The following is a 24,798-nucleotide window of genomic DNA, read 5'->3' as shown; positions in this document are numbered from 1 at the left end:
ATCAGGGCCTGATCGTGATTGTGGCCGTGGCGCTCGCCGGTGCGGCAATCTGCCTTGTGCCGACAGCGAAGCTCACGCGCTTGACGCTGACCGCCGCCGCCCCCATGGCGCCGGGCTTGACCTGGAATACCAGGGACTGGCTTCCCGGCAGGACACCGGCCTGCAGTAAAACCGTCCCCACCCCTGGCGCGGCACCGGAAATGCCCACTGACTCAAGTCTGGTCGCGTCGTACTCCACTTCAAGCAGGCCGCCATCATGGCGCCCCTGGCCGCTCACGTCCGCGACAACGGTCAACTGGGTGCCCGCTTGCGCCGCCTCGGGTGCCGTCAGGCGCACCGTGACGGTTTCCGGCGCCAAATCGGCAGTGGCAGGCACCTGCTGCGGGGAAGGCGGTATGACCGGGACAACGGCGGGCGGCCCGGCGGGGGGCGCGGCGGCCCCTGCCCCGGGTATGCCTCGCAGGACCAGTTCGCCCGGGCCAGTCGACCCGATGCGCAGTGGTGTTCCGCCGATGACCGCCTCGGTGCCGGAAGGCAGGTAGCTGCGGGCGGAAACCGGCGGTACGACGTTACGAATGATGTGCGGTGTGATCAGCAGAACGATTTCTGTCTTGCTGCTGCTGTTGTTGGTCCCCGAGAACAGCTTGCCGAGCAAGGGCAGATCTCCGAGGCCGGGCAGGTGGTTCTCGACCACCCGGTCATCATCGTTGATCAGCCCCGCCAGCACTTGGGTTTCGCCATTCCTCAAGCGCAACGTGGTCGACGCGTTACGTGTGCCGATGCGGTAGGCCTGCGAATCCTGGGGTCCCGTCACCTCCTGGATAATGTTGCTGACCTCAAGCCCCACCTTCATCGAGACCTGGTCATCGAGCATCACGCTGGGCTCGACTTCGAGCCTGATGCCGGTATCCAGATAGCTGACCGAAGCCGCAACGCCCACGTTGGCGGTGGAAGTCGTGGTAAAAACCGGAACCTTGTCACCGACATGTATTTTTGCCGTGTTGCGGTTCTTGACCCGGATCCGCGGGTTGGCCAGTGTTTTGGTATCCCCGTCCTCTGCACGCAGGCGCAACACCAGCGCAGGATTGGCAACGAATGCGTTCCAGTCCTGCGTTTGCGGGGCAAAATTGATAAAGCCATCCAGAAGCGTGGTGCCGTTTGTTCCGCCCAGCACGCCATAGCCGATCTGGGTTGGGAAATCGAAACCGATATCGCGCAGCTTGCTGCGGGTAACCTCGAGCACCTCGACTTCGAGCATGACCTCGGGCTCGGCAACATCGAGCGCAGCAATCATTTGTTCGGCCAGATGCACCGCTTCGGGCGTATCTTTCATCATGACCAGATTGAGTTTCTCGTCAATGAAGATGTCTTTGGTTTTAACCAGCTGCTTCAACAACGCCTGCACCTGCTTGGCGTCGGCATTGGCAAGGTAAAAACTGCGTGTCACCAGGTCCTGGTAATCGTGCGCCTTGGCCGGTGTAGCTGGGTAGATCATTACGGAGTTGGCATTGATCTGCTTGCTCTCGATCTGCTGCGACAGTGACAGCAGCCTGATCACCTCGCCGATCTCGGTTTCACGCACGGACAAGGTGACCTGCACGTCATCGCGGATATCGCGGTCAAAAACAAAATTGAGGCCGGCGGCGTGGGACAGTGTTTCGAATACCGCCCGCAACGAGGCATTGCGAAACTGCAGCGTGACTTTTTTCGCCAAGGCACCTTTGCTCATTGCTTCGTTTTGCTGCGCATGTATCCGTTTCTCGTCGATATCGCGCAACAAACCCTGGGCACGCAGATTGCCCGGCGCCTCGGCAAGTACGGAGCGCGCCAAGCGCTCTGCCTGCGCCATATCACCCTGTTTGAGTTTCTCCTCCGCCTCGACAAGTCGGGCCAGGCGACGGCTATCATCAGCCAGCGAGGCCAGCACCATACCGGCCCGGTAGTTTTCCGGATCGAATTCGCGCACCTTGTGCAGCAACTGTGTTGCCCGATCCATCGCTCCCTGGATACGCGCCTGGTCTGCGGCAAGGAGATATTCGCGGGCCAGGCGATCGCGATGGCGCAGGTAAACGGCTCGAAGCTCCTGATTGCCAGGTTCGCTACGCACACGCTGTTCCAGTGTTGCCAAGGCCTCGACCGGATCTGTGCCGGGAGAAACGAATTCCTGCGCCACGGGCGGAACCGACATGCATGCCGTCAGCAGCCCCGCCAGAAGTGGCGGCAGATATCGCGGGAGTCTAGGGTAGGTTTTCATAAGGGGCGATCTCAAGTGTTTGGCGCTGAGACAGCGGAATGTAAAGAAACTCGATCCGTGCGTGCGTGATGCGCTCGATACGGTAAAGATCGTCGACACTTTCACCCGCCTTGAGGATGTGTACGTTCTCCCCCTGCATCAGGATAACGGCTTGCTGGCTTTCTTCCCCGATGGCGCCTACGTACTTGAATGGCAGGGGTGGTAGCGGCTCTGCGCGCACGGGCGTGACCGGGGCTTCAACGCTGGGTGGGGGTGGCGGAGCGGGAATCAACAGCGCTCCTGCTTGCGGCCAGGCTGCCCGCCCCGGAGTTGATGCGGCGGCTGACTGTGGCGCACTGGTGATGATGCGGGGGCCTGTCGCGGCCGTGGATGCCTGCCGGCGAACCGTTGGTGCAAGAAGATCCTCGCTTTCATTTTTGAACGAGCTGGCCCACCAGGTGGCAAGCAAGGTTGCAGCCAATGCACCAGCAAGAGCCTTCTGTCGCGCAGACAGTTTTCTGAAAATCACCATATGCGCCTCGCAAACACTGCGAACCTGACTTCGCCTTCGACAAGATCAGCGCCAGCTTCAACCCGTCGTATCGATATCGATTCCAGCGCCACTTCGGGCATAGAGACCAATGTTTCTTCAAGCCAGGCATGCAGGTCGGCGTAATTGCTCTGCAGCGGTATGGTCAGGCTCACGCGGAGCAATTGGGTACCGGGCTGATTACTGGTGCGGTATTCGGTGCGCGAAACCTGGATGGAATTGGCCTCGGCAATTTCAGCCAGCTTGGCCAGGCTTTGGGGCAAAGCCTTTTGGTCAGGAAAGCAGGCATAAAATTTTTCAGCTTTGGTTCTGGGCGGTGCAATTACCCCATTGCCGGGTTGAACCGGGTGTTGCAACTGCAACTTCCGGGCAATCAGTGCCGACCGCTCTGCGGCATTGCGCGCTGTCATGGCAATTCCGCTGGCCAGGGCAGCCAAGAGCAGGACGATTCCCAGCGCCCCGCTCCAGCCCAGTTTTCTGATCAAGCGTGAGCCTTGCTCGCGCAGCGCTTCAAGGCGAATCATGGCTTGCCTCTCCAGCGTCCGCTTGCGGTGAAATCCAGGCTTCCGGCATTTGGCCCCTCTGGCCAGGCATAACTGTCGATCGCAATGCCTTGTAGTTCGGCCTGATCCTGCAGTTGCTCGACATATCGGAAGGCCAGCGCTAGCGAGGGAGCCTGACCAACAATGCGCAAGGTGCCGCGCTCAGTGTCTGCCTGGATTTCGAGAATGCTCAATTCGGGCTGAAGGGGCTTGGCCAGCGCAGCCAGCATTCCGCCCCAATCGGCATCAAGCTGGGCAGTAAGAAGTTGGGCCTGGGTCGGGTCTGGCAAGGTCAAGCCTGGCTTTGCCGAGCTGGAAGCTTGCCGGGAACGCAGTTCGGCAAGCTCGGTACGCAGTGCGTTGATTTCAGCCTGTTGCAGATAAAGATGGGTTGCAGCTGCTAGTGCAGTCAACACGGCGAAAGCCAGCAGCATCCAGCCTTTTCTATTGACTCCACGAGGGGCTGGAATGAATTCGAGATCAGGCGCTTGCGGCGCATTGCGAATCAGCTTCATGCAGCCTCCACTGCCACGCAACGCCACGCGGACGGCACCGGCACCGCAGGGCCTGCCATGTAGAGAATATTGTCGCTGGCCTGGCTGCCCTCGCCTTCTGCGGCAGGTCGCGCAAACTTCAGCCGCCAGCCTTCAAGCATCGCAGCCAGCATACCGACATCTGGCACCGCTACAGTCTGGCTGCGCAAAGCCAGCCATGCACCGTCCCGCCACAATCCGACCGTCAGGCGGGTATCACGCTGCAATGCAAAGGCAGCCAGACTCCCCGCCGGCTCTGCAAAACGGTGTCGCAATCGGCCAAAGGTCACGGGGAAATCGCTCGTCACACTCTCCAGGCGCAAACCACGCACCTCGGCAAAATCACGTATCGCGTTGAGCAACCAGGCTGGCATTGCGCAAGCCAGGGCAGGATAGTTCTCCACCCCACGGTCCATGGCAAATATCCAGTTCGGTTCAGTGATGTCATGCACCAGGCGAAACCGGTGCAGCATGAATCCACGTCGCTCGTCACCGCGGCGCAGCCCGGCAGGCCAGTCGAGGATCAGATAACGCAGCCAGGCATCGCCGAGCACCACCCGCAGGCCATGTTTGCCGCGGACGCCCGTTCCCGTAAATTTCGCCAGTACGGTTTCCGGACTTCCCGCAAAGGCATGACGCTGCTCCCCTTCGGGCGTGAGCAGCCTCCAGGCATCGGATTCGAGATGCAACTGCCAGTCAGCCGTGGAGCGTGACACGATTGAGCTCCTCTACTGTCGTTTCCCCTGCTGCGACCAGCTCGATCACGGCCTCGCGCAAGTTCTGGAAACCCTTGAGCCTGGCTGCCTCGCGCAGGCTGCGGACCGGTGCACGCGCAAGAATGAGTTCGCGGATCTCATCATTCATGACCAGCACTTCGGCTACTGCCCGCCTTCCCCGGTAACCTGTTCCCCTGCAATGTCCACAGCCCTGGCCTGCGCGGAACCTGAAATGCAAGCAATCTCCCAACCCGGAATCCGACAAGAGTTGCAAATCGGGCGTTACGGATGCACTGCAATGCGGACAGTTCAAACGCACCAACCTCTGCGCCAGCACACCGTTGAGTGCCGCAACCAGGTTGTACGGATCGATATGCATGTGCATGATGCGGCCAATCACATCAAACACGTTGTTCGCATGTATCGTTGAGTACACCAGATGGCCAGTAAGTGCCGCCTGGATTGCGATTTCGGCCGTTTCCCCATCGCGGATTTCCCCCACCATGATGGTGTCCGGATCATGGCGCAAAATCGAACGCAGGCCGCGCGCAAAAGTCAGCCCTTTCTTTTCGTTGACCGGGATCTGCACAACGCCATTGAGTTGGTATTCAACCGGGTCTTCGATGGTCACCACTTTACCGATGCCGCGATTGGTTTCGCTGAGCACTGCGTAGAGTGTCGTTGTCTTTCCGCTGCCGGTCGGACCGGTAACCAGCAACATGCCGTAAGGCTCTTCGGCGAGTCGACGCAGAATCTTGCGCGATCTGACATCAAAGCCCAGGGTTTCGAGACTCAGGACACTCATTTCCCGAGACAGGTGTTCCTTGTCGAGTATCCGCAGCACGGCATCCTCGCCATGGATACTGGGCATGATCGATACCCGGAAATCGATATCCCGCCCAGCAGTCTGCACCTTGAAGCGGCCATCCTGAGGAACCCGGGACTCGGCAATGTCGAGTTCTGCCATCACCTTCAGGCGTGAGATGACTTGTGCAGCCATTTCCACGCCCGGGGCGACACCGAAGCGGCTCAATACACCATCGATACGGTACTTGATCACCAGCCCGCCCTGCACGGTTTCAAGATGGATATCGCTCGCGCCTTGCTTGATCGCATCATAAAGGGTGGAATTGACCAGCTTTACCACCGGGCTTGTATCGGTACTGATGCGTTGCAACGACAGATTCTCAACACCCCCCTCACCCGTCTCGGCACCTTCGGTACTATCCATGCCTGCCACACGCCGGACTTCATCTTCATGGCGGGCCATGCAGGCTGTCAGATCATTGCGATCTGAAACAGCAAGTATGAAGGGTTCAGTCAGCCGTGCTGCAAGGCCGTCAAGCAGATCCTGGTCGAACGGGTCGGCAATCACGATCCAGAGTTCGCCTGTTTCTGATCGCACCGCCAGTGCTTCGCGCACCAGCGCGCTTTCGAAGCTGATTGCGTTGAAATCTGGCGGCAGGGCCAGAAGCTGGGCCGGATCAATTACCCGGAGTCCACAGCTTGCTGCAATGCGTAGCGCCAGACGTACAGGGTCGTGCTCGAGCTTGCTTAAGGCGTCAATCATCCGGCCACCCGCAAGGCGCGCGATTTGCAGTTCCTCTGCCGAGAACGGGGAGGCTTCCGGTGATTCAGAAGCCTCCACAGGATGGGGGGCCGACTTGGGCAGGGGCGCTGAATCCGTTGCGGTTGTCATCCGATACTCTCCGCAAGCTGGAAAATCGGCAGGTACATCAACACTACGATCAGGCCGACCACACCTCCTATCAGCAGCATCAACACTGGGCCGATCATGCGTGTCAGCACGTCGACTTCGCGTGCTGTGGTTTCTTCATGGAATTCAGCCGAACGAATCAGCATTTCTCCCAGATTCCCTGCACGCTCTCCTACCTGCAGCATGTGCTGGGCCACCGCCGTGGTTAAACCGGCAGCAGCCAGCGAAGCGGTGAAGCCCTGCCCCTCCCGGATACCTGCAATCGCCTTGCCGATATTGGCCTGCAAATGCACGGGCAACAACCCCGCCACCATGCTGAGCGCCTGCACCACGGCGATACCGCACGTCAGCAACATACCCAGCATGCGATAGAAGCGCGCCAATTGATAATTGCGCAAGCGCCGGCCAATGGCTGGAACACGCCACACTTCCTGCATGACCTTGGCCCAAAGCCAGGGACTACGTAATGCAGCGATAAACCCAACGATAACTGTGACTGCTATTGCTTCAACCAGGAGCGTGTTCGTCTCCACGAATAGCCCCCAGTCCAGAAACAGGCGCGACATCCACGGCAGATCACCCTGCATATCCTCGTAAATATGCGAGAAGCGCGGCACGACATAACCCAGCAGGAACATCACCACCAGCCCGCCAACGCCCAGCAGCAAGCAGGGATAGACCGTGGCATTGATCAGCTTGGAGCGCAGCTTGTCCACCTGCTGCGTGTAGCCGATGTAGCGTGCCAGTGCGCTCTCAAGTTCGCTGGTCCGTTCAGCGGCCCGGATCATGGCAATGTAAAGTGACGGGAACAACGTAGGTGCACGCTCAAGTGCACTGGACAATGTTTGGCCTGCCAGCAGCGATTGGCGCATATCGATGAGCGTGATGCGCACCGCGCGCCTTCTTTCCTTCTTGGCCAGTGCATCCAGTGCTTCGGACAACTGAATGCCGGCGCGCAACAATACGAGCAGTTCCTGGTTAAACAGATTTAGCGGAAAGTGTTTGAGCCCACGCGTGATACCCAGTTTTCGGAACGACAGCAGGGAAAGACCACGCGCGCTAATCAGCGCCTGCAGTTCAGCCTCGCCTGCAGCTTCGATCTCCGTCTCAACAACAACGGAATCAGGTCCGATTGCTCTCACACGGTATCGCATATTCGCCCAAGACCTCACCAGTTGCCGATATCCGCGTTTTGCCCCTCTCCGCCCAGCTGCCCGTCTGCGCCAAGTGACACGATGTCATATTCGCCGTGTTCGCCTGGCTGGCGATATTGATAAGGCTGCCCCCACGGATCGAGTGGCACGGCCTTCTTCAGATAGGGGCCCTGCCAGCGCGTTTCCCCCGCTGGCGCGGCATTCAGTGCTTGTAGACCCTGTTCGGTTGTCGGATAACGTCTGACATCGATGCGGTACTGGTCCAGTGCCTTGCCAAACGCATCGATCTGGGCCTTGGCGGTCTTTACTTCGGATTTTCCAATCTGGGAGAAGAATCGCGGCCCGACATAGCCAGCCAGCAAGCCGATGATGACCATCACAACCAGTAGCTCAAGGAGTGTGAAACCACGGTATCGGTCCGGAGCCGATTGCTGCTCCTTATCTTCATGCAGCATCGTAAGCATGATGTCCTCTTGCGCACTGATGAGCTTTTTCCATCATGGCACATGCAGGTACGTTTGCAATCTGCTAACCCGCTGCACCTGTTCGTCGGTGTGATCCGTGAAAAAAATCTCCTGGCAACTATGCTTGATAGATAGTCAGTTCAAAGGCTTATCGTGGTTGAAGCGGGGAAGTCCAAGACATGATGCAATATGATAATTGCGGCCCTTCCGCTACCAGAGTCGACGGTTTGCCCAGTGATGGGGAGTTGGCTCTTGCCGTGCTCGACGCACTGCATCCCCGAATGTGTGTGATCGATGAAGGTGGCCATATCCTGTTCGCCAATAAAGTCTGGCGTGAATTCAGTACAAGTTCATGTGAAAAGGCCATTCATACCGACAAATGCCGACAATGTCCGGCATCACTCGAATTCACATCTTCTTTGATACGGAATCCAGAAAATCCTATCCAGCAGGACATGCAAAAGCTGCTGACTAAAGAATGCGGATCCTTTTCGTTCGAGTATGAATGCCATTCAGATGGGGGCTCACACTGGTTTATCTCGCGAGTTTCACGCCTGCCTGGCGACAACCCCGGCAAGCTACTCATCATGCATGAGGACATCACCGAACGCCGACGCACAGAAGAAACACTGCATCGAACCGCCAAACAATTAAAGCAACTCGGCGCGCATATGGAAAAGGTCCGCGAGGAACAAAGTGCGATGATTGCCCGTGAGCTGCATGATGAGCTCGGTGCCCTGCTGACCATGTTCAAGCTTGACCTGACCATTACAGCAGAAAAAGTGACCGCCCCCCAATCACTGCGACCCAAGTTCAGCGAACTGGTGGGTCAAATTCAAACAGCTCTGGACGTGGTGAAACGCATTTCGACCAATTTGCGTCCAGCCATGCTGGACACCTTGGGCCTCATGGCCACGATCCGCTGGTATGTTCAGCAGTTTTCAAACACTACCGGCATCATCACCGAACTTCAGATGCCGGATTACGTACGTCTTTCGGATGTTTCCAGCATCGCTGTTTTCCGCATTATCCAGGAAGGGTTAACCAATATCGCCACACACGCGGCAGCCACGCGAGCCAGCATTCAGGTATGCAAGGAAGCAGGCAGCCTGATCGTTGCAATCAGCGACAACGGCCAGGGCATGCAGGCCGATGTCCAGCACAAATCCGGCTCGTTTGGCCTGATCGGCATGCAGGAACGTGCCCACTACCTTGGGGGCTGCCTTGATGTGCATAGCCTGCCTGGCCACGGCACCACCCTCACCCTGAAGATTCCTCTCGATAGCCAGTCAACCCATTCGGGCGAGTCTACCCATCCGCGGCGCCGGGCACAGGATTGGTTGCAGGGCGAAACAGAAAGGAAAGCTCATGATTGATGTCATCGTTGCCGACGATCATGCCGTGGTACGCAGCGGGTTGAAGCAGTTTCTGGCCTCGACCGAAGACCTGCAGGTCGTTGCAGAAGCAGCAACAGCGGAAGCGCTTTTTGCCTTATTGAACAAAGTCAGCTGCGATGTCATTCTGCTGGACATCAATCTGCCAGATCTGAACGGACTGGAAGCCCTCAAGCGCATTAAAAGCAAAAACGCCAACCTGCCAGTGTTGATCTTCAGCATTTTTTCCGAAGATGAATTTGCTGTTCCGGCGATCAATGATGGGGCTTCCGGATATCTGAGCAAGGACAGCTCACCGGACCAGATATTGATGGCATTGCGTACCGTAGCCACGGGTGCCCATTATGTCTCCTCGACATTGGCGGAAAAGTTGCTTGCAGGCAAGCTGGATACTGGCACGAAACTCTTGCATGAGAATCTCTCTCACAGAGAAATGGAGGTGTTGCTGCTATTGACCCAAGGCACTCCACTAAAAAAAATCGCAGACAAAATGAATCTGAGCGTAAAAACCGTAAGCACCTACCGCACGCGCATTCTCGAAAAGCTCGGTCTGCACTCCAATGCTGAAATCACCCGCTACGTGCTCGAACACAAGCTGGGCTGATCAGGCAACCTTGAGAGCCTGTTCGCTACGCCCTACCCAATCGAACACCATGGCCTGGGTGCCATCCGACTGGAAAGCCGGCTCGTGTGAGCGGCGGCGTACTTCATGCAGAATTTCGCCCAATTGCCAGCGGGTCTCATCCAGCAGCACCAGCAATTCGTTGAGCGATTCCTGATCATCCCCCAGAATTTTCAGCATTGCTGCAGGATGATCAACATCACAACCTGCATCCTGCAGGGTTCGCTGCAACTCCGATACGCGCTCGTCGATCAAGGCAAAAAAGATTGAGGACTGCGAGTGGCGGTGCTGCTGACGATAAGTGGTGCTGACCTTCACCCAATCCTGAAATACGGCGGCAACCTGCATCAAGCGCGGCAGCATGCTGGGCGCGGCATGGTCGCGGAAGGCTTCCGATGCGTCGGGCTGCATATCGCGCAGCAGGGAAATCAGATGGCTGGAGAGTTCATGGTTGAATTTTTTCTGGTTGAGTCGCAGCAGGACGGATAACTTGGCCACGCTCTCGGTCTTGGGGTTGCGCTCGAACACGGTATTGGCCACTTCGGCCAGCATCAACACCTGCGCGCCAAGGCAAATCTCTTCACCCTGAATACCACGCGGATAACCACTGCCATCGAGCCGTTCGTGATGCTCGAACACCGCCCGGCTGATGTCCGGGTGGTAATCCGGATACTCGCGCAGGATCATGTAGGCCATCACCGGGTGCGCATACAGATAATGGCGCTCGTTTGGCTGCAGTCGCCTGCCCGGCTGCAGCAGATCTTGCGCCACATGCAGGATGCCCAGATCATGGAACAGGGCCGCCGCGGCCAGGGCCGGCAATTGGTGATCCTGATACAGGTTACTTTTGATAGCGAGATAAAGGGCGATCAGCGCCACCCGCAGCGAATGCTCGTAGACTTCGGGGCGCTGGTCACGTGCCACGGTCAGCTTGAACGCCAGCGCATCCACCAGCGGCGTGGCATAAAACGCGCGCAGCATGCGCTCGCGATAATCGGCACGCGGACACAGCATGGAAAGGTTGGCATCCTGATCGAGCAACTGGCGCGCTGCTTCGCGCAAGCTATCCTGCGTGATGCCATCCTCGACTGACAGGCATTGATCGATCTGGGGAATCAGCTTGTGCTTGACCAGTTTTTCAAACAGCGTGGAATTGACCCGAATGCCTTTCTCGACCAGCTTGATACCCTTGCCGGCGAAGATCGGCTGGTTGGTCACCACATGGCGCGAATCCCCCATGCTGGTCACGGCTTGCAGGTAATGCTCGTCGTGGCGCTCGTCCATGCAGGCTCTTCCGTCATCTTATTATTGGGATTGAATCGACTATGCCGTAAAGCAAGGTTAAGGGCAAAGTTTCTTAAAACCTGTTCACGATCTGTAGCGAGAAACCGTCAGCTGGGTGAAAAGCAGCGCAAAAACCGGAATGTACAAGGAGTACATGAGGATTTTGAGCAGCGCATGAGCCCCGATCACGGCTTCGCAGCAAGATCTTGAAAAGGTTCTTACATATCAGTTGAAAACAGCCAGCATCTCGGCCCGCCGCGCTTCGATTTCATCGCACAAAGCCAAGTAGCATTCATTCATTTCTGGCCGTTCATAATCCTGTTCATCTGGAGAGTGCTTGTCCCATTCGTAGACACCACCGGCGATCAGGTTGCCAACATAGACCACATCGCGCAGCGTTTTGGGTGCGGCAGGAACAGGCCGCAGCACATCATGATCGCGCAGTGCTTCCACCATTTCTTCGGGCAACCCCAACGAAGCCAGAACTGCCAACCCGATGCTTTCATGCCAGCGGATGATCAGATATTTGAGCGTTTCCGGCCGTGCGCGCAATTCGTCGTATTTCGTGGCACGGTAGAGCATGTAAAAAGCACCCAGATCATGCACCAGCCCGGCGAACATGGCTTCTTCCGGATTGATACGCGTGAAATGGCGGGCGATCACATAACAGGCACTGGCCGCATGCATGGTATGCAGCCAGAGTTTTCTGGCCATGTCATCAAAACCCGCCATTTCGCGCGCGCGCAACATCTGCCCCATCGCTACCGCCATGGCAGTATTGCGCACCAAATTCAATCCCAGGCGCTGGATGGCTGCCTCCAGGTGTCGCACCTCGTTGATGCCGGGGTTATAGGCTGCGGAATTGGCCAGTTGCAATAACTTGGCACTCAGCAACGGTTCCATGTTGATCAACGCCACCAGCTTGCCCAGCGGGATATCCGGATCCTGTAGTGCTTTGCGAATGTGCAGCGCCACATCGAAGCAGGTCGGGAATACCACCTCTTCGCCCGAGAGTTCCTCCGCGATATCTTCCAGCATCTGGAAACGCTGCGCCTTGAGCGCGTCCCCTTTCAGGTCAGCCTGGAATGCTGCTGCCATGGTTCTACTTTCGCCCTGCATTTTGCCTGTTCACTTTTGCGGTTTTTTACAATTATCGAACATTTGACAAAAACTCGTGCGGCAACGCAGCAATAAAAATTACCAGCGGTAGCTTCAGATCAAACGCTGACCCGTGCATCACCAGAAACTGGCAATCAATGCAGCCAGCGGGCAGAATCCGTCTTTTTGACTGTCGCCCGATGAAAAAAACCGTCATGCATCTGTCCGATCTGAATCGCCTGGGCACGTGGCTGAAATACCGGCAAGGTTTGTGCGAGCAATGCATGGCCACCTGCTGCACGATGCCGGTAGAAGTCAGGCTGGCCGATCTGGTGCGCATGGGGGTGGTGGATGAATTCGAAGCGGGCGAGCCGCCCAAGCAGATAGCCAAACGCCTGATGAAGGCTGGCATCGTCGAGCATTTCAATTTCAAGCACAGCATTTTCACGCTGGCGCGACGCGCCAACCATGACTGCATCTATCTGGATGCACAAACCCGCCGCTGCACCCTCTACGACAAGCGCCCGGCAACCTGTCGCAATCACCCGCAGATTGGTCCGCGCCCGGGTTACTGCGCGTTCCGAACCCGATCATAGTCCTGCAGGAAGAGGGCTATCAGCGCTCATCCTGCTTGCCGGATACCCATATCGCAAACATCAGCCAGATGGTGATCAGCGAAGAAAACAGGAATCCGAGGAAACCCAGCACTGGAATACCGAGAATGGTCGGCCCGGCATTAACCGTGGAAATGATGGCCGAACCGATCATCATGGCGCCGGTGATGATACCCATGGTCAGCCGGTTGGCGCTGCGGGCCATCTGCGTGCCAAAATGATCGAGCCGTTTCAGGTCAAGATCGATCCGCATATTGCCGCGCCGCGCCTGCTTGACCAGCCGACCGATATCCTTGGGCACGCCGGACAGCACATGCAGCGCTTCCATCAGCCCTACCTTGCCACGTTTGAGCATGCCGGCCGGATGGTAGCGGGAGATGATCACCTGTTTCACGAATGGCGTCAGGTGCGGCACCATCTGGAATTCCGGATCGAGCTGGCGCCCCAGCCCTTCAAGCGAAATCAGCGCCTTGAACAACAGGGTCAGGTCGGCCGGCAGGATCAATTCGTGTTCGCGCGAAATCGCCACGATATCGTTGAGCAAGGTGCCAAACTGGATATCCTTGAGCGGCAGGCTCTCGTAGTTGAAGATGAAATCGGCGATATCCGCCGCCATTTTCTCTTCGTCCACCACGGCATCGCCGGTCCATTCCAGCAAGACATTCAGGATGCCATGCTCATCGCGCTGCGACAGCGCGGCCAGCAAATCGACAATCTGGTCGCGCCGCGGATGCGGCAAGCGGCCGATCATGCCGAAATCAAGGAAAGCCAGCCGGTTTCCCGGCAGGTATTTCACGTTACCCGGATGCGGGTCGGCATGAAAGTAGCCATCGATCAGCACCATCTTGAGCACGGCATCCGCCCCGCGTGACGCCAGCACGCGCCGATCCAGCCCGGCCGCATCGACGGCAGGCAGATCATTGCCGGGCACTCCGCCGACATAACTCAATACGATCAGGCGCTCGGAAGTCCATTCGCGGTAAACCCGCGGAATTTCGATTTCCAGGCTGTCGGCGAAATTCTGCGCAAACCGTTCCAGATGGCGCGCTTCCGAGGAAAAATTGAGCTCTCGCCGCAACGATTTGGCAAATTCATCCACGATCTTGGTCGGCTGGTAGCGACGCATCTCGGGAAACTCGAACTCTGCCAGCGCAGCGATATGGCGCAGTACACGCAGATCGGCCTCGATTTTCGGGATGATGCCGGGCCGGCGAATCTTCAGCACGATTTCCTCGCCGGTCGTTTTCAGGCGAGCCCGATGCACCTGGGCAATCGAAGCCGATCCAATCGGTTCGGCATCCAGATCGTCGAACACGTCATGTGGATCCTGCCCCAGCGCCACCTGGACCTCATGCAGCAAATCGACAAACGGCGTGGCTGGTGCATCGCTTTGCAGCTTCTCGAATTCAGCGATCCATTCCGGCGGAAACATGTCCACGCGCGTGGCCAGCACCTGCCCCAGCTTGATGAAGGTTGGCCCAAGCTCTTCGAGCACGCGGCGCATGCGCACCTGCGGATCGATGGCCTCGATCTCGTGGTTGACCTGGATATGCAGGAGATCACCCGCCTTCTCGATGCCCTTGGCCAATCCCAGGCGCTGGACCAGATTACCCATGCCATGACGGGCGAGAACGGCAATGATGTCACGCACCCGCGGCAGGTCGCGTACGACGATGAAGGTTTCCTTGAGCATGCGTCAACCAGTCGATGAGAAAAGCGTTACCCTGATTTTAGGCTTTACAGTCCAATGGTGCACCGTTAGAGTTCAACCCCATGAAATTGAAATTGACCACGGCTTTGCTGCTTGCCGTTCTGGCCATCCCTAACCTCTACGCCGATGAACTCACCGGCTCCGCGCCGGCCAAGCAGGAAAACAAGCCTTCGAACAAGCTCCGGGCCATCACTGAGCTGCTGTTTGCCCCGGAAACCTCGCACGCCCCTGCCCCGGCAGTGGCGAGCGAAGTCACGACCGCAGCCATTGCCGGCACGCAAAATCTGTCTGATATTTCAACGCCTGCTTCGCGCCCGGCCAGTAAATCCCCCCCCACGGCGGCAACCAGCACACCGGCGCGCAAAGTTGCCAAGGATTACGCACCGGCGCAGGATCTGCTGCTGTCGGCGATGAGCCTGATCGGCGTCAAATACAAGTGGGGTGGCAATACGCCCGAATCCGGCCTTGATTGCAGCGGGTTCATCAAGTATGTATTTGAGAATACGCTCAATATCGCCCTGCCGCGTACCGCGCTGGGCATGAGCCGTGTCGGCGACGATGTGGACAAGGAAGCACTCAAGCCAGGCGATCTGGTGTTCTTCAATACGCTCAAGCGCAAGTTCTCGCATGTCGGCATCTATCTTGGCGACAACCGTTTCATCCACTCTCCCCGCAGCGGCAAGAGCGTTGAAGTCGCCAATATGGGTGACAAATACTGGACCACGCGTTACGACGGCGCGCGGCGCATGGGCGAACTCGATAATGAAAACATTGATGTGGCTGCCCTGCTGGAAAACCGTCCGGCGCGCGTAAAGGCCAGAGCCACCGCCGAGCCAGTTCCTGCCAGCAACGCCAGTTGCCGCAAAGTGACCAAGGTGCAGAAAGGCAAGAAAGTCACCACGACGGTCTGCAGCAAACCGGCCAAATCATCCAGCGTAGCCAAGAAAGCGCAAAAGCCAGCCAAAGCTGCGGTTGCGGCAAAAACTGGCAGCAAGAAAAAAACCGCGACAGCGGCCAAAACCAGCACCGCCAAAAAGAAAACCGCCAGCAACAAAACCAAGAAAACCAGCTAGCTCCGGTCGGGGCATGATCGCAACAGATCAGCCCCCGCCGTTTTGCTGCTGCAATACGCCAGCGAACACCTGATAAGCCACGGCATCGTAGAGCACCAGCCGAACTTCCTCGACCGATTGCAACCGGGGCAGCATTTCAGTGATGGCCTTTATGGCAACACGCGCGGCTTCGGTCACCGGATAGCCATATACCCCGGTGGAAATGGCGGGGAAAGCAACCCGCCGCACCTGTTTTTCATCCGCCACGCGCAATGCACTCTGGTAGGCACTGGCCAGCAGCTCGGCTTCCGGATGATCGAATCCATAACGCGGGCCACACGCATGCACGACCCAGGTCTGTGACAAGGCAAATCCTGGCGTGGCCACGGCACCACCGATCGGGATTCCGCCCAGATCGGCACAGTAGTCAGCCAGCGCAGGACCAGCCGCCGCGTGGATGCGGCCACAAACTCCCGCCCCCGGCAGCAAGGCCGAGTTCGCTGCATTCACAATCGCATCGCAATCCGCCTGTTTGATCAGATCGCCTTGCACGCACGTCAGGATGGCACTCATTTCAGGCCTCCGAAAAAGTCGGAATTAGGGGAATAGCCGCGCACTTTCCCACAGCGGCTATTCGCAGTATTCGATCTGTAACTGTAATACCCGTTCATCGCGAAATTCATTTACACCGATCTTGTAAACCGCGCTGATCTGGGCCGGCAGCGGATCGGCAGACTGGAATCGCATCGCTTCCAGTAACTGGCCATGGGCATTGGCCAGTTTCAGGCGCAAATGCTTTTCTCCCACCACCCGCTGCTCGATAACCCGGAACTGCCCCTGGAACAAGGGGGGCGGAAAATCCTGGCCCCAGACCTGCCGCTCAAGTTTCTCCGCCAATTCCAGAGCAAATGCTTCTGCTGGCAATTCGCCATCAGTTTCGATCACCCGGTCCAGGTGCGCCTCGCTCAGCAACTCCTGGCATACCGCCTCGAAAGCGGTAGCAAACAGCGGGAAATCGGCCTCGCGCAGGGTCAAACCTGCCGCCGCCGCATGGCCGCCGAAACGCAGGATCAGGCCTGGTGAGCGCTTGGAAACGAGATCGAGCGCATCACGCAAGTGCAGGCCGGCAATCGAGCGCCCCGATCCCTTGATCAGTCCATCGCCACCATCGGCAAACACCAGCGTGGGACGATGGAATTTGTCCTTCACGCGCGAGGCAAGAATCCCGACCACGCCCTGATGCCAGTCGGCACGGTACAGGCAGAGGCTGTAGTTGCGCTCGACCTGCAGGCCGGCGAGGATGACATCGGCCTCTTCACGCATGCCGGCCTCGATCTCGCGCCGCTCCCGGTTGAGCAGATCCAGTTCGCGCGCCAAGGGCAGCGCGGCAGCTTCGCTATCGCAGAGCAGGCAGGCAATGCCCTGCGCCATATCGTCGAGCCGCCCAGCCGCATTGAGTCGCGGCCCCAGCGTGAAACCAAGGTCGAAACAGCCCGCCTTGGCAAATCTGCGTCCGGCCGCGGCAAACAGCGCCATGATGCCCGGGCAGGCCCGACCGGCACGCATGCGCTTGAGTCCCTGTTCGACCAGAATACGGTTGTTGGCATCGAGTTTGACCACGTCAGCCACCGTGCCCAGCGCCACCAGATCCAGCCATTGCGCCAGGTTTGGCTCCTTGCCCTGGGCAAAAGCGCCACGCTGGCGCAATTCGGCCCGCAGCGCCATCAGCACGTAGAACATCACGCCGACGCCAGCCAGATTCTTGGAAGGAAAACCGCACCCAGGCTGGTTCGGATTCACGATCAGCGCATCGGGCAAACTATCGCCAGGCAGATGGTGATCGGTGATCAGCACATCCAGCCCCAGTCGTCTTGCCATCGCCACGCCCTCGACACTGGCAATGCCGTTATCGACCGTCAGCAACAGATCGGGGCCACGCGTGGCGGCCAGTTGCACGATCTCCGGCGTCAGGCCGTAACCGTACTCGAAGCGGTTGGGCACCAGAAAGTCAACGCTTGCGCCAAACATGCCGAGGCCGCGCACACCCAGAGCGGTGGCCGTTGCACCATCGGCATCGTAATCACCGACGATCAGGATGCGCTCCTTGCGCGCAATCGCATCTGCCAACCGGACCGCGGCGGCTTCAATGTTTTTCATTGAGCCAAAAGGCAGCAGATTGGTCAGCTCGTGTTCGAGCTCTGTGCGCGAGCAAATACCGCGCGCGGCATAGAGGCGAGCCTCCAGCGCAGAAAATCCGGCGCCGCACAAGGCGGCAAACAGCGCATCAGGCACACTGCGCGTTCTAATTTTGGGCATGGTCAATAACTGTGAACATTACTTGTGAGGGTTGCCATAGCGTTTAACACCAGGGCAGCCAGGAGCGCCGCCACAACCGCAAAAGATCCGCACGGCGTACGGTTATTGTAATCCCGGCTTCTGGCAAGGTGAGATGCAATTCGCGCATCGTCCCCTGCCACAACATGCGACGGGCCGGCTGCAGCCAGTGTTGTTCCAGCCCACGCCAGGCTTCGCGCCAGGAAGCAGCATCGCCCCATTGCGCCGGTCGGGCCAGATCATCGAGTACGACCCAGATATCCTTGCCCTCGATCTGGTCCAGACTGGCCGGACAGCCGCCAGTATAGGCGCCGGACAGGGTGGCCAGACTGTTGAGTCCGGCATCATCGGCATAAACAATGCCGGCAGGCCGCGGCAGTTTGGCTGGCAGCGGGTATTCACCGCCGCCCCATGGCCAGATGCTGTTGATCAGCAACTGATTGCGATTGGCTCGCGCATCGTTGACGGCGTGGCCATGCAGCAGCATCTGTATTTCGTTGAGCAGGCGGTGCCAGTGCGCAGCATCCGCGCCATGCGGCAGATGATCATGCACGGTACAGCCATATACCGCATCCAGCGGCGTAAACATCACATCCGGCTTGCTTCCAACATAAAGCAGCCACGATTGCGGATCTGCCGCGACAAAGCGCAGGCCGTCCTCTGCAAATTGCGCATTGAGCGCGGCCAGCAGCTGCGTGGCTTCGTCCTGGCTGATGGCCAATGCTGCCGGGTCGGCCATTTCTGCGCCATGCTGGTTGATCGCCAGGTGTACCGGGTCGGCACGCAACCAGTAACCGGATTGTTCGTGCGGAGCTACCGATGCCAGCAACAAGGGCGCGGCAGGAAAATCCGCCAGGCCGAAGCATTGGCCCAGCCAATCGCGGGTTGGCGCAGGTACAAATGTTTCGCGGCGTCCGCGCCCGGCCAGCATGGCCAGTGCAGGCAACAGCAAACCAGTGCCGATGCGGGCGGATTCGGCGGCATCGGGCCAGATGGCATGTGAAATGATCAGATGGCAGCGCATGGGAACCATTCTACGTTGAGGTACACGCTATCAGGCAACTATTACCTGTTCGACCTGATGTCAGCATAGACAATTTGCTGCAATGCAGCAATCCGTGCAGGCAGCCGCGCATGCTAAACTGCGGCTTCTGCATTATGAAGCCCATTATGTACGAACTTCTCATTGGCCTGCGCTATATCCGCGCCAAGCGCCGCAACAGTTTCATCTCTTTCATTTCGATGGTTTCGATTGTCGGCATCGCACTGGGCGTGGCGGCATTGATCATCGTGCTCTCGGTCATGAACGGTTTCCAGGAAGAAGTTCGCAACCGCATTCTTGGCATGGCCGCCCACGTTCAGGTTACCGGCGCCACCGGCATGCTGGATGATTGGCAACCGGTCGCGCGCATCGCTGCCGGCACACCGCAGGTACAGGCGGTTGCGCCATACGTACATGGCCAGGGCTTGCTGACCAATGGCGAACAGGTCAGGGGTGCCCTGGTGCGGGGCATTGATCCGGCTCAGGAAGGCGGCGTCAACGAAGTGGCACAGAAACTGGTGGTTGGCAGCCTGGATCAGCTGCAGGCCGGCGAATTCGGTACGGTTATCGGCTGGCAACTGGCCAACGAGCTGGGTGTACGGGTCGGCGACAAGATCACCCTGATTACACCGCAGGGCCAAGTGACGCCAGCCGGCATGATTCCACGCCTGAAGCAATTCACCGTCGTCGGCATTTTCCGTGCCGAATATTATCCTTATGACTCCGGCCTGGCACTCCTGCACATCAACGATGCCCAGCGGCTGTTTCGCCTGGGGGATGCCATCAGTGGCATACGCCTCAAGCTCGACGACCTGAATCATGCCCGCAGCGTTGGCATGCAACTGGGCAAACAGATGCCGGATCTCTATGTCTCGGACTGGACGCAGGAAAACCCGAGCTATTTCCGCGCTGTGGAAATCGAAAAACGCATGATGTTCATCATCCTGACCCTGATTGTGGCCGTGGCTGCGTTCAATCTGGTCTCGACGCTGGTGATGGTAGTCACCGACAAGCAGGCCGATATCGCCATCCTGCGCACACTGGGTGCCTCGCCCGGCTCGATCATGAAGATTTTCATGGTGCAGGGTGCCGTTTCCGGCTGCATCGGCACGCTCTCGGGCGTGATCGGCGGTACGCTGATTGCCATCAACCTGAACGTGATCGTGCCGGCAATCGAGCAGTTTTTCGGAACACGCTTCCTGCCGGCCGATGTTTATCTGATCAGCGAAATGCCATCCCAAGTCCTGATGAGCGACGTGACCAGCATCGGCCTGATCGCCCTGCTGCTGGCCTTTACCGCCACACTGTTCCCGAGCTGGCAAGCATCCCGCGTCAACCCGGCCGAGGCCCTGCGCTATGAATGATGTGATCCTCAAGGCGGTCGATCTCGCCAAGACCTACCAGGCCGGCAAGCTGACCACGCCGGTACTCGAAGATGTCGATTTCGAATTGCGGCGCGGCGAAACCGTCGCCGTGGTCGGCGCCTCCGGCTCGGGCAAATCCACCCTGCTGCATTGCCTGGGTGCGCTCGATACCCCGAGCGCGGGCAGTGTCGAGCTGATGGGGTGCAATCCGTTTGCGCTCAACGAGGCCGAACGCAGCCTGTTGCGCAATCAGCATCTGGGATTCGTCTATCAGTTCCACCACCTGCTGCCCGAATTCACCGCGCAGGAAAACGTCGCCATGCCGCTCTTGATCCGGCGCATGGCCAAGGCCGAGGCACTGGCGCAGGCGGCCACCATGCTGGAACAGGTCGGTCTGGGGCACCGCCTGCAGCACAAGCCGGGCGAGCTTTCCGGCGGCGAGCGCCAGCGCACCGCCATTGCCCGCGCGCTTGTCACCCGGCCGGCCTGTGTGCTCGCGGACGAACCGACCGGCAACCTCGATCGCCACACCGCCATGACCGTGTTCGAGCAGATGCTGGCATTGAGCCAGAGTCTGGGTACCAGCTTTGTGATCGTAACGCACGACATGGAGCTGGCCGCCCAGTGCGGGCGCATCATGAAGCTGGCCGATGGCCGGATTGTCAGCTGACCAGCCATCACAAGGAGCAGCGCCCATGTCATACCGGTTCGCTTTCTTGCTGGCAGCACTGGCCTTGTCTGGCTGTGCAGCCGTTCATGCGCCGCTTGCGCGCGAGCAGAATGGGTATCCGCCGGACTGGCCCGACATCGCGTCACTCGGCCCGGAATGCAAGGAAATCAACGGCAGCTATCACAATCAGGGCATATTGGTGAACAGCGCCGGCGAGACGCAATCTACCCAGCTCGCGGCAATTCTCAACCTGCCGGCGAGCGTGCAGCGCATATCACTTGAGATTTTTACCCGGCGTCTGGATCAGAGCGGCGATGCATTTTCCACCCTGATCGCCACGCTGGACGACAATCCGTTCAACCGGCGTGAATTCGCCAGTTGCTTCTGCATCAGGCAGACACTCGCTTGCACCCGCATCGATGAAGCCTCCTGGTCCGTACCGAGCCTCGGACTGGGTACAGGGCAGCGCAATGTCTACTTTTCCTCCACGCAGGACAATTCGCTCCTGGCACGCATTCAGGATTACCATGTAGACCTGATCGTGGGCGTGCCCGTTTTCGGTAAATCCGAACCCTGGGCGCTTTTCAGGAAAGCCGACTGACCGGACTCAGAACATGCATATCGAACACATTGCCCTGTGGACGTACGATCTCGACCGGCTACAGCAGTTCTACACCGACTGGTTTCACGCTCGTGCCGGCAATCGCTATCACAACTCCGCCAAAGGTTTTGAATCGTGCTTCCTGAGTTTCGATTCTGGCGCACGCATTGAGCTGATGCGCTCGACCACGCTGGATCTGGATCAACCCAGTCCCGGTTCGCAACGCCTGGGTTATACCCACCTGGCCATCACCCTTGGCTGCGAATCCGCCGTCGATACCCTGACCTCCGCCATGAAACAGGCCGGCATCCCGGTACTCGATGGCCCGCGCCGCACCGGCGATGGCTACTATGAGAGCGTAGTGCTTGATCCTGACGGCAACCGGATCGAAATCACCGCCTGAGTTCAGGCTACAATGCCGCCATGAATGCGACCTGTTTTCATTGCGGCGATACTGTTCCGGATGGCGCCGACTACCCCATCCACTATCAGGGACAAACCCATCCTGCCTGCTGCGCCGGCTGCCAAGCTGTCGCGCAGACCATCATCGACAGCGGCCTGGGCCAGTATTATGCCCAGCGCGATCAGCCAGCCAGCCGCAGCGAACCGCTACCGGCAGAACTGCGCGAACAAATCCAGCTGTATGACAATACCGACCTGCAGCAGGGGTTCGTCCATATCGAAGCCGGCGCTGTCCGCGAAGCAGCGCTGCTGCTTGAAGGCATCACCTGCGCGGCCTGTATCTGGCTGAACGAGCGGCATATCGGTCGCTTGCCCGGCGTGTTGTCGGTCAGCATCAACTACAGCACGCATCGCGCCCGGGTGCGCTGGGACGATAACCGTATCCACCTGTCGCAAATCCTGGAAGCGATTGCCGCAATTGGTTATCGCGCCCAGCCCTATGATCAGGCGCGTGAGGAAGCCGGCTGGCAGAAACGGCGCAAAGCCGCCCTGTTCCGCTTGTGGGTGGCCGGGCTTTCGATGATGCAGGTCATGATGTTCGCCGTGCCGGTTTATCTGGCCGAGGCCGGTGAAATCGAACTCCGCTGGCTCCGGCTGATGAACTGGGCCAGCCTGCTGCTGACCTTGCCGGTGGTGCTGTATTCGTGCTGGCCCTTCTTTCGCAACAGCTGGCAGGATCTGAAGCGCAGGCGCGCCGGTATGGATCTGCCGGTCAGCGTTGGCGTGCTGGCTGCTTTTTTCGCCAGTTGCTGGGCCACGTTTACTGGCGTGGGTGAGGTTTACTTCGATTCTGTCAGCATGTTCGTTTTCCTGCTGCTGTGCGGCCGCTATCTGGAGGAAGCCGCGCGACGCAAGGCGGGCGATGCGACGGAAAGGCTGGTCAAGCTGATCCCGGCCTTTGCCCACCGGCTCGATGCACACGATGCACCGCACGAAGCCGCCGTCACCAGCCTGGCTGCCGGCGATCGCATCCTGGTGCGCCCGGGCGAAACCATCCCGGTCGATGGCATCATTGAATCAGGCAGCAGCGAAGTCAGTGAAGCGCTGATCACCGGGGAAAGCCGTGGATTGGCGCGCGCGTCGGGTGAGCACGTTATCGGAGGCTCGGTCAATCTGGCCGCCGCACTGGTTGTCCAAGTTGAGCAAGTCGGCGAGGCGACGCGATTGGCCGCCATCGTGCGGTTGCTGGATCGCGCCTTGAACGAAAAGCCTCGCCTGGCTCAACTGGCCGACCGGGTCGCCGGCTGGTTCGTTGCAGTATTATTACTAATCGCCCTGCTCACCTGGATCGGCTGGCAGCAGCTCGATCCTGCCCGGGCACTACCAATCACAGTAGCGGTGCTGGTCATTTCCTGCCCGTGCGCACTCTCGCTCGCAACCCCCGCCGCCCTGATAGCCGCGACCGGAAGACTGGCACGGCTGAGCATTCTGGTCACCAAGGGGCATGCACTGGAAACGCTGGCACGCATCACCGATGCGGTCTTCGACAAAACCGGCACGCTGACCGAGGGCCGGCCCTGCATCACGGCGATTGCAACGTTCAGTGGCAATGAAAACCGGGCGCGGGAGCTGGCTGGGGCTCTGGAAGCCACATCAGCCCACCCGCTGGCACAGGCTTTTCAGCTGCCGGGCGTGGCCGCCGCCCAAAATGCCCGGCTGCATCCGGGAAGCGGCATCAGCGGCTGGATCAATGGCGACGAATATGCGATCGGCAATCCGGCCTTTATCAAGACTTTTTGTGGCAGCCCGCCGCCAGAGGGAATCGCTGCGGACTGGCTTTACCTGGCCTCGCGCCAGCAGTGGCTGGCCGGTTTCTGCATCGCCGATACCATCCGGGCTGACAGCACGGCTGCCGTGGCAGGGCTGCAGATGCACGGGATTGCCAGCCACATCCTGTCCGGCGACCAGCCCGAAACGGTGGCCCGCATCGCACAGGCCATCGGCATTACGGATTTCCGTGCAGCGGCCACGCCGGAAGACAAACTCACGCACCTTGCTAGCCTGCAGCAATCCGGCCGGATTGTGCTGATGGTAGGCGACGGCGTGAATGATGCGCCGGTACTGGCAACCGCCAATGTATCGATGGCCATGGGGAGCGGGGTCGATGTGGCACATGCTGCCGGCGACATGGTTTTGTTGGGCAACCAGCTGGCCCATCTGCCAGCGGCTGTGCGTGTTGCACGCTTTACCCGCCGGATAATTCGTCAGAACCTGATCTGGGCATTGTCCTACAACGCCATCGCGCTGCCGCTGGCCGTGGGCGGTTATGTCACGCCCTGGCTTGCCAGTTTGGGCATGGCGGCCAGTTCCTTGCTGGTTGTCCTCAACGCGCTGCGTATCACGCGCCTGGAAGAAAACTGATGGAAAGCCTTTACCTGCTGATTCCGCTATCGGTATTACTTGCCTTCCTGATCGGCCTGATTTTCTGGTGGGCTACCAAAAGCGGGCAATTTGATGATCTGGAAGGCCCGGCTTGGCGCATTCTGCACGACGACGACCGTGGCAAAGCCGACACGCTAGATGAGAATGAGAAAAAAAATCCTGACTGACTGCGCGCGGCGCGCTAAAATCCGCCCGTCTGCCCGATACTGAAAAAAGCAACTCAAAAACCCAACCGGGCAATCAATACCGACCAGCTATA

Annotated in this window: 24 protein-coding genes; 10 read left to right on the top strand and 14 right to left on the bottom strand. The window is 58.8% G+C overall.

Going from position 1 to position 24,798, the window contains the following annotated elements; all coding sequences use genetic code 11:
• Position 1: 1 nt before the first annotated feature.
• Genes AC0KVQ_RS03290 through gspG form a run of 8 tightly spaced genes read right to left on the bottom strand, consistent with a single transcriptional unit; the run spans position 2 to position 7,909 of the window.
• Complete coding sequence (locus AC0KVQ_RS03290; RefSeq protein ID WP_473419692.1) at positions 2-2,188, bottom strand: secretin N-terminal domain-containing protein; 2,187 nt, start codon at positions 2,186-2,188, stop codon at positions 2-4.
• A gap of 49 nt (positions 2,189-2,237) precedes the next feature.
• Positions 2,238-2,765 carry a hypothetical protein gene (locus AC0KVQ_RS03285; RefSeq protein ID WP_473419691.1) on the bottom strand — a complete coding sequence of 176 codons (528 nt, stop codon included), beginning with the start codon at positions 2,763-2,765 and terminating at the stop codon, positions 2,238-2,240.
• Positions 2,759-3,307 carry a hypothetical protein gene (locus AC0KVQ_RS03280; protein ID WP_473419690.1) on the bottom strand — a complete coding sequence of 183 codons (549 nt, stop codon included), beginning with the start codon at positions 3,305-3,307 and terminating at the stop codon, positions 2,759-2,761. Before AC0KVQ_RS03280 ends, AC0KVQ_RS03285 begins: the two co-directional genes overlap by 7 nt.
• Positions 3,304-3,840, bottom strand: a complete 537-nt coding sequence (locus AC0KVQ_RS03275; RefSeq protein WP_473419689.1) for a hypothetical protein — start codon at positions 3,838-3,840, stop codon at positions 3,304-3,306. The genes AC0KVQ_RS03280 and AC0KVQ_RS03275 overlap by 4 nt, the downstream gene beginning before the upstream one ends.
• Complete coding sequence (locus tag AC0KVQ_RS03270; RefSeq protein WP_473419688.1) at positions 3,837-4,574, bottom strand: hypothetical protein; 738 nt, start codon at positions 4,572-4,574, stop codon at positions 3,837-3,839. Before AC0KVQ_RS03270 ends, AC0KVQ_RS03275 begins: the two co-directional genes overlap by 4 nt.
• Positions 4,555-6,273: a GspE/PulE family protein gene (locus tag AC0KVQ_RS03265; protein WP_473419687.1), complete on the bottom strand. Its 1,719-nt coding sequence runs from the start codon at positions 6,271-6,273 to the stop codon at positions 4,555-4,557. The genes AC0KVQ_RS03270 and AC0KVQ_RS03265 overlap by 20 nt, the downstream gene beginning before the upstream one ends.
• Positions 6,270-7,433 (bottom strand): type II secretion system F family protein, encoded by a 1,164-nt coding sequence (locus AC0KVQ_RS03260; protein ID WP_473419686.1) that lies wholly within the window; start codon positions 7,431-7,433, stop codon positions 6,270-6,272. The genes AC0KVQ_RS03265 and AC0KVQ_RS03260 overlap by 4 nt, the downstream gene beginning before the upstream one ends.
• Positions 7,434-7,459: 26 nt before the next feature.
• The gene (gspG, locus tag AC0KVQ_RS03255) at positions 7,460-7,909 is read right to left on the bottom strand and encodes a type II secretion system major pseudopilin GspG (RefSeq protein WP_473419685.1); all 450 of its coding nucleotides are present in this window, start codon (positions 7,907-7,909) and stop codon (positions 7,460-7,462) included.
• 179 nt (positions 7,910-8,088) lie between these two features.
• Here gspG and AC0KVQ_RS03250 point away from each other — a divergent pair, with 179 nt between their 5' ends.
• Both AC0KVQ_RS03250 and AC0KVQ_RS03245 read left to right on the top strand, forming a co-directional pair.
• On the top strand, positions 8,089-9,285 hold the full coding sequence (locus tag AC0KVQ_RS03250) for a PAS domain-containing sensor histidine kinase (protein WP_473419684.1): 1,197 nt from the start codon (positions 8,089-8,091) through the stop codon (positions 9,283-9,285).
• Positions 9,278-9,907, top strand: a complete 630-nt coding sequence (locus AC0KVQ_RS03245) for a response regulator (protein ID WP_473419683.1) — start codon at positions 9,278-9,280, stop codon at positions 9,905-9,907. Before AC0KVQ_RS03250 ends, AC0KVQ_RS03245 begins: the two co-directional genes overlap by 8 nt.
• Here AC0KVQ_RS03245 and AC0KVQ_RS03240 read toward each other — a convergent pair whose 3' ends face one another.
• Both AC0KVQ_RS03240 and AC0KVQ_RS03235 read right to left on the bottom strand, forming a co-directional pair.
• Positions 9,908-11,209: an HD-GYP domain-containing protein gene (locus AC0KVQ_RS03240; RefSeq protein WP_473419682.1), complete on the bottom strand. Its 1,302-nt coding sequence runs from the start codon at positions 11,207-11,209 to the stop codon at positions 9,908-9,910.
• 225 nt (positions 11,210-11,434) lie between these two features.
• Positions 11,435-12,307 carry an HDOD domain-containing protein gene (locus AC0KVQ_RS03235; RefSeq protein WP_473419681.1) on the bottom strand — a complete coding sequence of 291 codons (873 nt, stop codon included), beginning with the start codon at positions 12,305-12,307 and terminating at the stop codon, positions 11,435-11,437.
• A 200-nt stretch (positions 12,308-12,507) separates the two neighbouring features.
• Here AC0KVQ_RS03235 and AC0KVQ_RS03230 point away from each other — a divergent pair, with 200 nt between their 5' ends.
• Positions 12,508-12,903 carry a YkgJ family cysteine cluster protein gene (locus AC0KVQ_RS03230; protein ID WP_473419680.1) on the top strand — a complete coding sequence of 132 codons (396 nt, stop codon included), beginning with the start codon at positions 12,508-12,510 and terminating at the stop codon, positions 12,901-12,903.
• Between the two features lie 19 nt (positions 12,904-12,922).
• On the opposite strand, the gene AC0KVQ_RS03225 is transcribed toward AC0KVQ_RS03230, so the two are convergent.
• Positions 12,923-14,614 (bottom strand): ABC1 kinase family protein, encoded by a 1,692-nt coding sequence (locus AC0KVQ_RS03225; protein ID WP_473419679.1) that lies wholly within the window; start codon positions 14,612-14,614, stop codon positions 12,923-12,925.
• 80 nt (positions 14,615-14,694) lie between these two features.
• Between AC0KVQ_RS03225 and AC0KVQ_RS03220 the strand changes: the two genes are divergently transcribed.
• Positions 14,695-15,705, top strand: a complete 1,011-nt coding sequence (locus AC0KVQ_RS03220) for a C40 family peptidase (protein ID WP_473419678.1) — start codon at positions 14,695-14,697, stop codon at positions 15,703-15,705.
• A 27-nt stretch (positions 15,706-15,732) separates the two neighbouring features.
• On the opposite strand, the gene AC0KVQ_RS03215 is transcribed toward AC0KVQ_RS03220, so the two are convergent.
• Genes AC0KVQ_RS03215 through AC0KVQ_RS03205 form a run of 3 tightly spaced genes read right to left on the bottom strand, consistent with a single transcriptional unit; the run spans position 15,733 to position 19,042 of the window.
• Positions 15,733-16,257, bottom strand: coding sequence for a macro domain-containing protein (locus tag AC0KVQ_RS03215; RefSeq protein WP_473419677.1), 525 nt, complete (start codon positions 16,255-16,257; stop codon positions 15,733-15,735).
• 57 nt (positions 16,258-16,314) lie between these two features.
• Entirely contained in the window at positions 16,315-18,000 is a 1,686-nt protein-coding gene (gene recJ, locus AC0KVQ_RS03210; RefSeq protein ID WP_473419676.1) for a single-stranded-DNA-specific exonuclease RecJ, read from the bottom strand.
• Positions 18,001-18,043: 43 nt separating this feature from the next.
• On the bottom strand, positions 18,044-19,042 hold the full coding sequence (locus AC0KVQ_RS03205) for a hypothetical protein (protein ID WP_473419675.1): 999 nt from the start codon (positions 19,040-19,042) through the stop codon (positions 18,044-18,046).
• 146 nt (positions 19,043-19,188) lie between these two features.
• On the opposite strand from AC0KVQ_RS03205, the gene AC0KVQ_RS03200 reads away from it, so the two are divergent.
• Genes AC0KVQ_RS03200 through ccoS form a run of 6 tightly spaced genes read left to right on the top strand, consistent with a single transcriptional unit; the run spans position 19,189 to position 24,706 of the window.
• Complete coding sequence (locus tag AC0KVQ_RS03200) at positions 19,189-20,424, top strand: lipoprotein-releasing ABC transporter permease subunit (protein WP_473419674.1); 1,236 nt, start codon at positions 19,189-19,191, stop codon at positions 20,422-20,424.
• Positions 20,417-21,094 carry a lipoprotein-releasing ABC transporter ATP-binding protein LolD gene (gene lolD / locus AC0KVQ_RS03195; RefSeq protein WP_473419673.1) on the top strand — a complete coding sequence of 226 codons (678 nt, stop codon included), beginning with the start codon at positions 20,417-20,419 and terminating at the stop codon, positions 21,092-21,094. The genes AC0KVQ_RS03200 and lolD overlap by 8 nt, the downstream gene beginning before the upstream one ends.
• Before the next feature lie 25 nt (positions 21,095-21,119).
• Positions 21,120-21,695, top strand: a complete 576-nt coding sequence (locus tag AC0KVQ_RS03190; RefSeq protein ID WP_473419672.1) for a hypothetical protein — start codon at positions 21,120-21,122, stop codon at positions 21,693-21,695.
• Between the two features lie 13 nt (positions 21,696-21,708).
• Positions 21,709-22,098 (top strand): VOC family protein, encoded by a 390-nt coding sequence (locus AC0KVQ_RS03185; RefSeq protein WP_473419671.1) that lies wholly within the window; start codon positions 21,709-21,711, stop codon positions 22,096-22,098.
• A 20-nt stretch (positions 22,099-22,118) separates the two neighbouring features.
• On the top strand, positions 22,119-24,518 hold the full coding sequence (locus AC0KVQ_RS03180; RefSeq protein WP_473419670.1) for a heavy metal translocating P-type ATPase: 2,400 nt from the start codon (positions 22,119-22,121) through the stop codon (positions 24,516-24,518).
• Entirely contained in the window at positions 24,518-24,706 is a 189-nt protein-coding gene (gene ccoS / locus AC0KVQ_RS03175; protein ID WP_473419669.1) for a cbb3-type cytochrome oxidase assembly protein CcoS, read from the top strand. The genes AC0KVQ_RS03180 and ccoS overlap by 1 nt, the downstream gene beginning before the upstream one ends.
• The last annotated feature ends 92 nt before the right edge of the window (positions 24,707-24,798 follow it).

The organism is Formivibrio sp. oc-25, from assembly GCF_055810895.1.
Note: the sequence above shows the minus strand (reverse complement) of the source record. Positions and strands in the feature narration are given on the sequence as shown.